Source organism: Pedobacter sp. PLR (genome assembly GCF_026239675.1).
Taxonomy (GTDB): domain Bacteria; phylum Bacteroidota; class Bacteroidia; order Sphingobacteriales; family Sphingobacteriaceae; genus Pedobacter.
The window spans coordinates 213,829-226,472 of record NZ_JAPIVQ010000004.1 but is presented as its reverse complement, the minus strand read 5'-3'; the positions used below and the strand labels follow the sequence as shown (position 1 = coordinate 226,472).

The window sequence follows — 12,644 nt, the reverse complement described above, 5'->3', positions numbered from 1 at the left end:
ATTAACCTCTCATTTTATCCAGCAAATCGTTCAGTAACTGTGCCTCTGCTTCCGACAGGTTTTTGGCAGAAAGTTCAGAAAGGTCTACCTCATCATCCATCTTCAGGAGCAGGGTTAATCCTTTCTCTGTGATCAGAATATCCACCGCACGTTTATCATGGGCATTCACACCTTTAGCCACCAATTTCTTTTGCACCAGACGCTCGGTGATGCGGGAAGCATCACACATCTTATCCAGCATTCTTGATTTTAACAGGTTAATTGTAGATGGCTTTGGGTATTGCCCTCTTAGTATCCTTAAAATATTGAACTGCTGGGGAGTGATCTCATATGGAGCAATGACCTGTTTAAAATAATCATTGCACCAACTATTGGTAAATACCAGATTCGCAATTGCCTGCTGGTATATATCTTTAAATTTTGTCGCTTTTATTTCTTTCTCCAACTGCATCTCAGTCATTATATTAATTCTGGTCCCCATCCTTAGATCTGGTCTTTTTCTTACCAAATCCCCATGGGCAGTGTTTACATTTATTCTTACAGCAATAGCCCCTTTTAAGATGGTAGGCTTCGGTAAAAACCATTAGCCCATCCTCGTTCAAATAATAGTCTATCCCTTCTATCATTTATGTAAGCAATTTAACGACCAAACTATTCGCAAAATGTTCCTTCAATTGCTTTCCATCGCCATGATTGGTCCAGACCTGAGTTGGTTTCACCTGATCAATGCTATAAATGATGTCATTCCAATCCGCATGATCAGAAACATACAACTGAATCTCACTGTTACTTTGTAAGTGTTTCCAGCCTGTAGCGAACACTCTAATCACGTTAATAGCTCTGGAATAACTGCGGAACACCATTGGTGGAACCATATAAATCATGTTAGCCGGCGTGTTCTTCATCACTTTACGATCATACATTTCATATTTTCCCATATTTATGCCATTCTCCTCATAAATTTTCACAAAAGGCATCATACTATGGTGTACCAGTATCCTTTTTTCCGGACAATGGTCATTCATCAGACTGATTAACCGCTGACATTTACCCAGAGCATAAGCACCCAGCATAATATTACTTTGGGTTCCGTTCAGTTTCAAAATCTCTTCTTCTGCCACCGGGTGACGGGTGTTCGGATCGGCAAAAGTAGTCTCTGTAATCAGCACATCTGCTTGTACAAACTCAATCGGCTCACAGGTTTTATCAGGCTGCAACTTATAATCTCCGGTGTACAAGTATTTTACGCCCTGATACTCCATTAAAATCATGGCAGAACCCAGAATGTGTCCGGCTGGAATAAAGCTGATTTTAACGCCATTTAAGATAAAATGCTCATGAAATTCTTTCAAATGAAACTCGCCGGCGGCAAACTTCTTATAACGGTGCTTCATAAATAATGAAGTCGTTTTAGTGCAGTAAACATTCAGGTTACCGCCGATGGCATGGTCTCCATGGGCATGGGAGATCACTGCGTCTTTTGCTATCTCCTTTGGATCCAGATAAAAATCACCATATCTACAAAATAAACCAGTTTTTGTAGCAACTATAAAATCATCTAATATCATTAAGGGTTTGTATTTAAGAATTGATGGTGTAAAGCCATCACTTGTGTAATTAAAGAATCTGTTTCATTATTATGGACCAGCATATCCGCCATTCTGGCCTTTTCTTCGTCGGAGAGCTGTTTATCCATACGTGCCTTCACTTGCTCAGCTGTTACCCCATCGCGCTGCATCACGCGTTGCAATTTAGTTTCCAAAGGCGCGATCACCAGTACATTACGGTCGCACTGCTGATAAGAACCACTTTCAAAAAGCAAGGCTGCTTCTTTTAATAGGTAAGGGGCATTTGGAGAAACCTGAGCAAGCCAATGTTCAAAAGCACGAAATACTGCCGGATGAACCAATTGGTTTAATTTTTCAAGTTCTGAGGTTTGATTAAAGACAATTCCGGCAATATGTTTATTATTCAATATTCCTTCCGGAGTATAACTTTCCTTTCCGAAAGCAGTTTTTACTCCTGCAATCAGGATCGGATCCGTCACCATAATTTTTTTGGCTACCGTATCTGCGTAAAACACAGGAATACCCAGCGTTTCAAACACGCGGCACACCGTGGTTTTCCCGGAGCCAATCCCCCCTGTTATTCCTATTTTTAACATTATTTTTCTATGATAAAATCAACTTTAGCAGGTTTAATCTGCACCAGTCTGCAATAATCCGGAAAACGCGTTAAGCGCACAGTTAACTCATTGTGCTGAAAAACTTTCCATTCATTCATATCCACCACCGCTACAATAAACTCCTCATTGATCTGGGTATACCGGGACAAAGCCACCATCAAAGTGATTTTCACCTTTTTCGGATACAGCTTTACATTGTAATATTCTTTATTGTTGATCACCTTTAAAGGCACTTCTATTATTTTTTCCGTGAACTCATCCACCGGTAATTTCACGTCTACACTGGTCGGGAAAATGTTGACGTTTTTCATCTTATTCTGCACCATTGCTACTCTTGCGACCGTAGAGTTTTGAATCTCTTCCAGTTTCAGGGTATCCGTGTTCCATTCCCTGATCTTCATGATATCTTCTTCCGGACCGGAAATCGTGACATAATCCGGATTCACCTTAATCGCATTGGAAATCCCGTATTGCGGGGCAAAGCTCAGGTGGGAAACCAGTTTCACAGGAACTCTTTTTACTCTCCTCTCAGAAAAATCAAAATAAAGGGTATCCGGTTTCACGGAAATGATCTTTTGAGAAGATTCAAGCTGACGGTTTACATTGAAAAGTTGTTCTGAAAACAACACATAATTTCTGTTGTTCAATTTCTCCAGGTTAATGGAGATCGACTGAGGTTTGATCCTCAAACGCGCAAATAAAAGTTGCCAGCCCGTTCCTTCCACCTGTAAATCTACCGTATCTGATTGCAGCGGATGAAAAGCTTTTTTCTGAGGGAAGTTCTTATAGTCGAGTACTGTCTTGGCAGTATAAACATATTTATTGTTTAATGCCATGAATAACCATGCCGCAACAGCCAGGAACAGACAGGTGACCAGCGCCAGAAAACGCTTTTGCTCTACTTTTGTGAGTTTGATGATGGGCATATAGACAAAGTAAACAAATATACTGAAATGCAAAAGCCGCACCAAACAAGGATGCGGCTTTTACCAGTATAGCTGTGAAACCTATGCTTTAGGAGCGTCAGTTTTAGCAAGGTCAACTTTAGGAGCTGCAGCTTTCGTTGCATCTAAAGAAACCGAAGTTTTATCAAAACGGATTTTAGTACCACTCTCTACTTCAATTACGAAAGTAGTATCGTTCATGTCTACAATTTTACCGTGAATACCGGCAGTAGTAACAATTTTATCTCCTTTTTTCAAGTCTTCAACCAATTTTTTATGATCCTTAGCTTTTTTAACCTGCGGTCTGATCATGAAAAAATAAAATACCACCATGATTAAAACCATTGGTACCAGGGTACCTAGCATGCTGCTACCACCTGTTGCTTGTAAGATTACTGTTGACATCATATGATTAATATATAAGATTTTATTAGTATTTACTTTTCTTTAATTTCTCCTGTTAAGTGTAGCTCTGCTACTGTTGGGTTTGCATTTGAAGTCACCGTAACGACTTTATCCTGCATTCCAAATTTTCCGTTGCTGTCAAAGACCACTTTAATGCTACCTGTTGCACCTGGAAGAATCGGCTCTTTAGGTATCTCAGGAACCGTACAACCACAGGTTGCGGTGGCATTGGTAATGATTAAAGGGCTTTTTCCAGTGTTCTTAAAGTTATAACTGTAATGAACTTTTTCTCCCGGAGCTATCTTACCGAAATTATAGTTTTCATTATCAAAAGTCATTACCGCGGCATCAGCTGCAGCAACAGGGTCAGTACCTTCGGCAAGGGAGGTTGTCCCTGCTTCAGTATTTCCACCAGCTGTTTTTGTCGTATTCTGGCAGGAAGCAAATGTCATTGCTGCAATTGCAATTAACAAAATTCGTTTCATATTATTTATTCTTCGATTAATCCGCGACCCAATTTATGGATGCTATCCGTTCTTTTCAGATCGCCTAAAATTTTGTCCAAGATACCGTTAATAAACGAATTACTTTTCGGAGTACTGTAATCTTTTGATAGATCAAGGTACTCGTTAATCGTTACTTTAACAGGAATAGAAGGGAAATTCAACAATTCACAGATCGCCATTTTCATCAAAATAGTATCCATTAATGCAATCCTTTCCGACTCCCAGTTTTTAGTACGTTCGGCAATAAGTTCCTGGTATTCTTTGTTGTTTTTCAGCGTGTAAATGAAAAGATCTTCTACGAATTTCTTGTCTTCTTCCCAATCCTGACTAATTGGAGTCAGTTTGTTTTTACGTGGATCTTCTGAAGTAAAGTTCTTTAAAGTTTTCGCAACCATTCCTTGCATCACTTCTTTATCTACAGACCAGTTGATAAATTTATCCTCAAAAGCCTGAATGATGTTGTGGCTTTTCAAAATAATCTTTCTAAAGATAAATTTGATGATAACTTTTGATTCCTCTAAACTGTTGTCCTCATCTGCAAGGTAAGCGATATATTCAGGGGTAGTTTTTAAGGCATTGAAGATACCTTTTACAAATTCAGGATCAGACATCCAGTTGATCTGATATTTGTTGACATTGTCCTTAAAGTCAGGATTCTCTTTTAGAGTTACCGCAAACTTATTGTGGAGTAGTTTCATGTTAGGATTTAAATCCTCTGGGGTAGGCAAATGTTTATTTGACCTTTCAATAGCATCAATGCTAGTGTATTCCGTGACCTCAACAAGAAGTGATAGCATCCAGATGTACATTTCATACACGCTGTCAATACTTTCCATTAGAGCTTTCTTCGAGGAAGCTAAATCTCTCTTGTCTGTCATCTGCCATGCAAAAATATTTTGCAAAGCTTTAATTCTTAAGTGCCTTCTGTTTAACATGAATGTGTAAGAACGAGTGGTAAATTACCGGGTTATTTAATTTGTGATTTGTGTACTAAAATGATGATTTTATTTTCTTGATATCAATTATTCTTTGTTCAGCAATGCGGTTAGCAGCCCAGATTGTTGAGATGTTGTCTTTCTTAGACATTCGGATTACATCACGCGTGGCATTGTATATGTTCTCTGTCAGCTGAATGGTACGTTTCTTTCCATAACCAGTCAATTCAGAATAACAACTGATCAAACCACCGGCATTGATCAGGTAATCCGGTGCAAATAAAATGCCCTTATCCAATAATAGTTTACCATGAACCTGCTCATCTGCCAACTGATTGTTTGCAGAACCTGCGATAATGGCGAACTTCATTTTAGGGATGGTTCTATCATTTACCGTAGCTCCTAAGGCACATGGCGCATAAATATCGGCGTCTATTCCAAATATTTTATCCGCAGCAATAGGCTTGGCTTTATAAGTACGTGCAACATGTTGCAAACGTTCTTCATTGATATCACTGATGTATACTTCTACATTTTCTGCTCTTAACAGCTCTACCAGGTGTTCTCCTACATTACCAATCCCTTGCACTACTACTGAACGCCCTGCCAGCATATCTGTTCCAAACACCTCTTTTACGCAGGCTTTTATGCCTAAGAATACGCCTTTCGCCGTATGTGGTGCCGGGTTTCCTGCTCCTCCTAAAGATTCCGGAACGCCGGTTACATGCTCGGTTTCCATACGGATATACTCCATATCTTTAGTGGTGGTACCCAAATCCTCTGCCGTAATGAATTCTCCATTCATGTTTCTGATAAATCTGCCGTAGCTGCGCATCATGGCTTCCGATTTTCCTTTTCTGGAATCTCCGATAATCACTGCTTTACCACCGCCAATATTCAAGCCGGTGATGGCTGCTTTATAGGTCATTCCTCTGGATAATCTCAGTACATCTTCCAATGCTTCCGCTTCTGAAACATAACTCCACATCCTTGTTCCGCCTAAAGCAGGACCTAATGTAGTATCATGAACAGCGATAATGGCTTTTAAACCAGTATCCGGATCATTGCAAAAAACGACCTTTTTATGCCCTGCGGCGCTTAACTGATCTAAAACTGAATTCACAAGAGAACTATTATCAGGCATATAATTTTGTTTATCAGATATGTCGCAAAACTAGCATAAAAAAAACATTAATTACACAGTTTTAACCAAAGTCTTCAAAAAAATTACCTTCATTTGGCTAACTTTGACAATTCATGAAGCACCTCAGATTCTTAAACAAATACTTCTATAAATATAAATGGTGGATTATTCCGGGAGTGTTTTTCGTGATCATCTCCAATATTTTTGCAGTAATACCTGCTCAGGTGATCGGCCATGCCTTTAATTTAATTACCGAGAACATCCAGATTTACGGCTTATTCGAAGGTTTTGAACGCCGCAGCATCATCTATGATATCTTTAGTCAGAGTCTTTTCTATTTCGGACTATTGGTGCTCGTACTTTATCTGTTGAGGGGGATATTTCTCTTTTTTATGCGTCAAACGATTATTCTGATGTCCAGACATATTGAGTACGACATGAAGAATGAAATTTACGCGCATTACCAGGAGCTAAGCCTTGGTTTTTACCGCAGGAACAATACCGGTGATTTAATGAACCGCGCTACCGAAGACGTAAACCGTGTGCGTATGTATGTTGGTCCTGCAATTATGTACACCATCAATACCGCTGTATTATTTATACTGATCATTTATGCAATGTTCCAGGTGAATAGTACGCTTGCCATTTTCTCTTTACTGCCCCTTCCGGTACTGGTGGTGATCATTTATTTTGTCAATACCATTATTAATAAAAGAAGCGAGCAGATTCAGGAGCAACTTTCCCGTTTAAGTAGTTTTGTGCAGGAAAGGTTTTCCGGCATCCGCGTGATCAAGTCTTATGTGCGTGAAGACCATACAAAAGAAGTTTTTGCCGCAGAAAGTCAGGGCTATAAAAATAATGCAATGGGTCTGGTAAAGGTTCAGGCTTTATTTTACCCCACCATGTTGTTGCTTGTTGGCCTAAGCACGATTCTAACCATTTATATCGGAGGGAAACAAGTGATTGAAGGGGCCATCACGCCAGGGAATATAGCAGAGTTTATAGTCTATGTCAACCAGCTGACTTTCCCGGTCTCCATGTTGGGTTGGGTAACGACCCTGATTCAACGTGCTTCTGCTTCTCAAAAAAGGATCAATGAGTTTCTTCATTTGAAGCCGGAGATTGTTTCCGGATCCACAGAGATCTTACCGGTTAACGGAAATATCAGGTTTGAAAACGTAAGTTTCACTTATCCGGATACTGGAATTCAGGCCTTAAAAAACATCAGTTTTGAGATTGAACAAGGTCAGTTTGTAGCCATCATTGGCCGTACAGGTTCCGGAAAATCCACACTCGCCAATCTCATGATGCGCATGTATGATGTGGATGGGGGGAAAATCACCATGGACGGGAAGCCGATCAACACGCTCAACTTACAGCATTACAGAAGTCAGTTTGGCTTTGTACCACAGGAAGTATTTTTATTCTCCGATACGATACAAAACAACATCGCCTTTGGCCTGGATGAAGTTAATGAGGATGCAGTAATCCAGGCGTCTAAAAATGCGGCGGTCTATCAGAACATCATCAATTTCGAGCATAAATTTGACACCATGCTTGGCGAGCGGGGAATTACCCTTTCCGGCGGACAAAAACAGCGGGTATCTATAGCGCGGGCCTTGATTAAGGAGCCTAAAGTCCTGATTTTCGACGATTGCCTTTCCGCAGTAGACACGCGTACAGAAGAAGAGATCCTGAACAATCTCGGTCGTGTGATGAAGGGGAAAACCAGTATCCTGATTGCTCACCGGATTTCCACGATAAAAAATGCAGGTAAGATCCTCGTCTTAGATGGTGGAAATATTATTGAACAAGGTACACATGCCGAATTACTTCAATTAAATGGTACTTATGCCGAAATGTATCAAAATCAATTGTTGGAAGAGGAAACCAACAGCAGTTCTGAAGTATAACAATTGCTAATCGTTGTTTTTTCATCCGATTTAGATAAATGAAAGTTCTTTTGTGCAATTTTCTATTTTGAAGTTTAATAATTATTGCTTTATATTTACCCGAACCAAAAACCAAGATTAATACCAACATGGGAGAATTTGACAACAAAGAGAGAGAAGAGGTTTTTTCGAAGAAAGTAAGGGCCGGTAAAAGAACGTACTTTTTCGACGTAAAAGCGACAAGATCAGGGGACTATTACCTAACTTTAACTGAAAGCAAGAAAAGACTAGAAGACGGTGTGTTTGTAAAGCATAAGATCTTCCTGTATAAAGAAGATTTTGAGAAGTTTGCAGAAGGATTAAATGAGACTGTTGATTACATTAAGAACCACCAGGATGTGGTTGAGAAACGTTACGAATACTCCGAGAACCACGAAGGCGTAACCACTAAAAGTAACGACGAATTTCCTTACTAATATCATACAGAAAAAAATTAAAAGTCCCTAATCAACCAGGGGCTTTTTTTTATGCGCTGATTTTAGCGCTTTAGCTTTAAATACTTTCCAAAATTCAAATGGGAATTCTCCCGGGCATCAGGGCAACATTGAGCTGAATAAAAAAAAGGCCTGTTGAACTGAAACGAAACAGTACAACAAGCCTTCTTATCAATAGAAGCTTATTTCATCAGCTCTGCAAGCTTATCATGAAGCGCTTTACCTCTAAGGTCTTTTGCTACGATAACCCCATTAGCATCTACTAAAACAGAATGAGGGATACCTCTTACTGCATATAGTTTCACCATCGGACTTTGCCAGTACTGAAGATCAGAAATCTGGTACCAGGTTAATTTATCATCGGCAATCGCTTTCTTCCAGGCTGCAGCAGCAGTTGGCTTATCCAGAGATACGCCCAATACATTCAAACCTTTATCATGGAACTTTTCATAAGCAGCCACAAGATTAGGATTCTCCTGTCTGCATGGACCACACCAGGAAGCCCAGAAATCAATCAGTGTATATTTACCTTTGGCCACCACTTCATTTAAAGAAAGTGTAGTTCCTTCTGGTGTCTGTGCGCTGAAATCCGGAGCTTTAACACCTATAGCAACTTTCGCTAAGGCATCTAAACGGTCTTTCAACTGTAACCCATAAGTACTCTTTTTTACAGATGCTGATAAGGCATTGTAAAGTGGTAAAGTTGTGGTTGGTTCTACATCACCTTTAAAGATCAGGTATGGGGTATAATAAGATTGTGGATTGTTTTTGATAAAGGTTGCGGTCAGCTTTTCCTGTTCGCCTTCCAGCTCATCAAACTGCTTACTGATCGTAACCATTTTCTCAGTTTGACCATCCTTTTTAGCTTCGCTATATTCCTTGTTCAAAGCCCTCATGGTACTCATCAATGGAGCCATTGCAGAAGAATATTTCAAGTGATCTTCATGTGCAACTGATCCCGTAATTACCGACTCCGTGAAATCATTTGCATTCGCTTTTATGGTCATATTGGAATTGTCTAAAAACGCATTGTACCTCAAGCGCTTGTCTTCCATCCTGATGCTAAAAAACTCAGCACCATTTTTAATAACCCCCGTCAATACAAATTTCCCTCCTTTTATAGTTTGTGAAAGCGTATCTGCAGTATTCTGAGCTGTACTGCGGATAAACAATATTTTATCTCCGTCTTTTACGCCGGTTAGTTCACCTTTTACGGTAAAACCTTTGGCTTGTTGTGCATTTACTCCTGCTATGTTCAACAAGGTCACTAAGCCTAGTGACAAAGTTGAAATCTTTAATATATGGTTCATTTTGTGTGTTTACCTATTATTTAATTTGTTACTTGTGATTCCATGGTGTTGATTCCCTGTTATGACTTATTTACAACAACTCGATTTTATCAAGCAGGTCCTGCGCCAGCTTTTGAATCTTAGAGGTTTCTGCATCGGCAAGCGCTCTGGATTTTTTAGCAGCAACCAGTGCTTCGTCCTTCTTTTTAAGGCTTAGGCATACTTTAGCAAAAGTGCTTTGGATAGAATATTCTTCCGGCTCCAGCAGGGTTGACTGTTTTGCCATTTTGTAAGCCTGTTTCAGAATTTTAGGATTTGCAACCGCTTTAGCATTTGCCGCATCTTTAGCATTTGCTGAGCTTTTACTATCTGCTCTTCTGGCTAAAAAGCTAAGTTTTTCTGCATCATCTTTCAAGTCGCCCTTTAAAGCTGCATTGGTGATTTTAATATATTCTGCATTCTTGTTGTTGTACAGGTAGAAATCTGCTTCCAGCATGATACCTTGCTTTCTACGGGCTAAGTTATCCGGGGTTTTGAAATAAGAAAGACGATCCATGAAAGCCTTTTCATTTTTAGAATACAGGTAACCATACATCGTATTCGTGATCAAACGGTCTTTCAGTTGCTCTCTTTCCACTTCCGTTGCATAGCCAGCATAAGCAGCCTGGTTTGCCATAAAATGCGCACCTAAACGATCGCTTTCTGTTCTCGCTAAAGCTTTAATTGCTTTCCATCCTAACGCAGAATTCAATTCCGCCAGACTGATTCTCTCCGAAATATCTTTTCCGATAGGATCTCCAATGGTACGGTTTGTTTTCTGCAATACCAGGAAGTAATCCAGTACAAAAGGAATGTCCCTTTGTCCGGATTCATACTTACTGGTCAGGAAAGAAAGGTTTCTTTTCGGATCTCCAGCAATCTTTCCTTCTTCCAGAAATTCAGCCACAGCCATTCTTGAAGCCGTTCTGTGGATCACTTCTCCTTTGTCATTTACAAAAAGAAAAGTCGGGAACGACTGCACATTATATTTTTTACGGAGCTCAATTCCTTCTCCTTTTTCCATATCAATTTTAGCATTGATAAAGTGGCTATTGAAAAAATCAGCTACTGTAGGATCAACAAACACGTTTTTATCCATCCATTTGCAGGGCGCACACCAGGAAGTATAGCAGTCGATAAAAATCAATTTGCCTTCTTCTGCAGATTTAGCGCTCGTTGCCGCCCAGGTAGTCGTCTGGTTAAATTTAATTCCTTCCTGTGCTTTCAGGCCAGTGGCGATCAGCAACAACAGGAACAGGTTAAGGTATTTCATATGGTGTGTAATTAGAGTGATTCAATATATATATGCGCTCCCCGCAGATTAAAACCGCAGAGAGCAGCGTAATGATTATTTTAACGGTCCAATACTGGAAGCGAAGGATTTATGGCCAGTACTTTTGGAGGAATCGGCAATACATAGCGCAGGTCATTTGCCGCTAACGTAACTGTTTGTGTTCCGAAAGTATGAGTCACCGTTTTCGCAAAACGCAGGTCCTTATTCAGGCGTTTCAAGTCTACCAGACGGGTAATTCCCTGAAAAGGCATTTCTCTTCTTCTTTCATCCAGTACCATTTTTAATGCTTCATCTTTCGTTGCAGCGACCAATGGAGTGGCTCCTACAATACGTGATTTCCTCAGTACATCCAGTTGTTTTAAAGCAATAGCTGCATCACCAACTCTGGCTTCGGCTTCCGCAGCGATCAACATCAGTTCACCGGTACTAATCGCCATGTTAAATTCAACATAAGGCCCCCAGAGGGTTCTTCCCGGAAATTTAGCCACGTTTCCACCAAATTGAGCGAAATCCTGGCAAAAGAAAAGTTTTAAACGCTTATCTACAGCCCCGGCAGGAAGATCTTTGGCATAAGTATTTAACAGATCCGGACTGGCATATACTTCTGCAAATACATGACCATTACTTGTGGCGGTTTGACGGCCCCAGATCGTTTCTATATTCTTATCCAGCGTAGGAAACACAAGCGCTTTATTGCTTTCCAGAATTACCCTACCGTAAGTAACGCCCAGCTTGCTCGTATAATCCCCGTAATTCATCAATGCCTTATTTACAATTAATGCTTCATTAGCATTTTGCAAGGCCTCCGGATAGTTACCCATATACAGGTAAACCTTACTTAGCAAAGCATCAACCGCAGCTTTTGTAGGGCGAAACCGATCTCCACCCTTTGTTGCCAGATTCGGCTGTGCTTCCGTCAAATCTTTTAAAATAAAGGCATATACTTCTGCAACCGTATTTCTGATGTATTTTTTATTGATGTCTTCTACCAGAACCAGCGGAACACCTAAATCTGTAGCTGCCGTTGCTGCGTCATAATGAACTGCATATCCATTTACCAGATTAAGGTACTCAAATGCTCTGCCTACCATGGCCTCTGCTTTCAACTGTTTTTTCAGGTCCGTTACGCCATCCGGAACATTTTCAACGTTATTAATGACGGTATTGTAGGTGAAAATCCGCGAATAAGCCGATTCATAAAATGTGTCAACATTGCCACTCTCTAAGGTCGCCCCATGTGCAAAACCATACAGGTTACGTTTTAATATTGAAAACAAGGTATAATCCGTACTGCTGCTTTCATCCTTTTCAATTCCGGCTTGTACATCATCCGTCAGGTAATTCGGGTAAGCCGAAGAAGAGTTGTTTAAAGCATTGTCATTTAACAGTTTTTGATAATCTTCAAAAAGCGCAGGAATGGTGTATCCCTTAGGCTTAATATCCAGATAGTCTTTACATCCGGTAAAGACTCCTGTAGTAAGCAATAAAGCAAAAAATATCTTTTTCATTTGTATCTG

The 12,644-nt window shown here is 40.1% G+C and carries 14 protein-coding genes; 2 read left to right on the top strand and 12 right to left on the bottom strand.

Annotated features, from left to right (window positions below; genetic code table 11):
* Window position 1: 1 nt before the first annotated feature.
* From OQX61_RS11540 to OQX61_RS11500, 9 genes are all read right to left on the bottom strand, one after another.
* A complete protein-coding gene (locus tag OQX61_RS11540; RefSeq protein ID WP_322973573.1) occupies window positions 2-460 on the bottom strand; it encodes a MarR family winged helix-turn-helix transcriptional regulator in 459 nt (152 codons plus the stop codon).
* A gap of 4 nt (window positions 461-464) precedes the next feature.
* Window positions 465-626, bottom strand: coding sequence for a DUF5522 domain-containing protein (locus tag OQX61_RS24330; RefSeq protein WP_265841826.1), 162 nt, complete (start codon window positions 624-626; stop codon window positions 465-467).
* Window positions 627-1,568, bottom strand: coding sequence for an MBL fold metallo-hydrolase RNA specificity domain-containing protein (locus OQX61_RS11530; RefSeq protein WP_265841825.1), 942 nt, complete (start codon window positions 1,566-1,568; stop codon window positions 627-629).
* Window positions 1,568-2,164 carry a dephospho-CoA kinase gene (gene coaE, locus OQX61_RS11525; RefSeq protein ID WP_265841824.1) on the bottom strand — a complete coding sequence of 199 codons (597 nt, stop codon included), beginning with the start codon at window positions 2,162-2,164 and terminating at the stop codon, window positions 1,568-1,570. Before coaE ends, OQX61_RS11530 begins: the two co-directional genes overlap by 1 nt.
* Window positions 2,164-3,111, bottom strand: coding sequence for a YbbR-like domain-containing protein (locus OQX61_RS11520; protein ID WP_265841823.1), 948 nt, complete (start codon window positions 3,109-3,111; stop codon window positions 2,164-2,166). Before OQX61_RS11520 ends, coaE begins: the two co-directional genes overlap by 1 nt.
* Window positions 3,112-3,192: 81 nt before the next feature.
* Entirely contained in the window at window positions 3,193-3,537 is a 345-nt protein-coding gene (yajC, locus tag OQX61_RS11515) for a preprotein translocase subunit YajC (protein ID WP_265841822.1), read from the bottom strand.
* A gap of 29 nt (window positions 3,538-3,566) precedes the next feature.
* Window positions 3,567-4,019 (bottom strand): DUF1573 domain-containing protein, encoded by a 453-nt coding sequence (locus tag OQX61_RS11510; RefSeq protein WP_265841821.1) that lies wholly within the window; start codon window positions 4,017-4,019, stop codon window positions 3,567-3,569.
* A gap of 5 nt (window positions 4,020-4,024) precedes the next feature.
* A complete protein-coding gene (gene nusB / locus OQX61_RS11505; protein ID WP_265841820.1) occupies window positions 4,025-4,975 on the bottom strand; it encodes a transcription antitermination factor NusB in 951 nt (316 codons plus the stop codon).
* A gap of 55 nt (window positions 4,976-5,030) precedes the next feature.
* Window positions 5,031-6,119: a Glu/Leu/Phe/Val dehydrogenase gene (locus OQX61_RS11500; protein ID WP_265841818.1), complete on the bottom strand. Its 1,089-nt coding sequence runs from the start codon at window positions 6,117-6,119 to the stop codon at window positions 5,031-5,033.
* A 113-nt stretch (window positions 6,120-6,232) separates the two neighbouring features.
* On the opposite strand from OQX61_RS11500, the gene OQX61_RS11495 reads away from it, so the two are divergent.
* Together OQX61_RS11495 and OQX61_RS11490 are read left to right on the top strand one after the other, a co-directional pair.
* Window positions 6,233-8,032, top strand: coding sequence for an ABC transporter ATP-binding protein (locus tag OQX61_RS11495; RefSeq protein ID WP_265841817.1), 1,800 nt, complete (start codon window positions 6,233-6,235; stop codon window positions 8,030-8,032).
* Between the two features lie 128 nt (window positions 8,033-8,160).
* Entirely contained in the window at window positions 8,161-8,487 is a 327-nt protein-coding gene (locus OQX61_RS11490) for a DUF3276 family protein (RefSeq protein WP_182960007.1), read from the top strand.
* 200 nt (window positions 8,488-8,687) lie between these two features.
* Here the strand turns inward: OQX61_RS11490 and OQX61_RS11485 are convergent, their stop codons facing one another.
* The 3 genes from OQX61_RS11485 to OQX61_RS11475 all read right to left on the bottom strand — a co-directional run bounded on the left by OQX61_RS11485 (window position 8,688) and on the right by OQX61_RS11475 (window position 12,635).
* Complete coding sequence (locus OQX61_RS11485; RefSeq protein WP_265841816.1) at window positions 8,688-9,815, bottom strand: TlpA disulfide reductase family protein; 1,128 nt, start codon at window positions 9,813-9,815, stop codon at window positions 8,688-8,690.
* Window positions 9,816-9,885: 70 nt separating this feature from the next.
* Entirely contained in the window at window positions 9,886-11,106 is a 1,221-nt protein-coding gene (locus tag OQX61_RS11480; RefSeq protein WP_265841815.1) for a thioredoxin family protein, read from the bottom strand.
* A gap of 80 nt (window positions 11,107-11,186) precedes the next feature.
* Window positions 11,187-12,635 (bottom strand): RagB/SusD family nutrient uptake outer membrane protein, encoded by a 1,449-nt coding sequence (locus OQX61_RS11475; protein WP_265841814.1) that lies wholly within the window; start codon window positions 12,633-12,635, stop codon window positions 11,187-11,189.
* Between the last annotated feature and the right edge of the window lie 9 nt (window positions 12,636-12,644).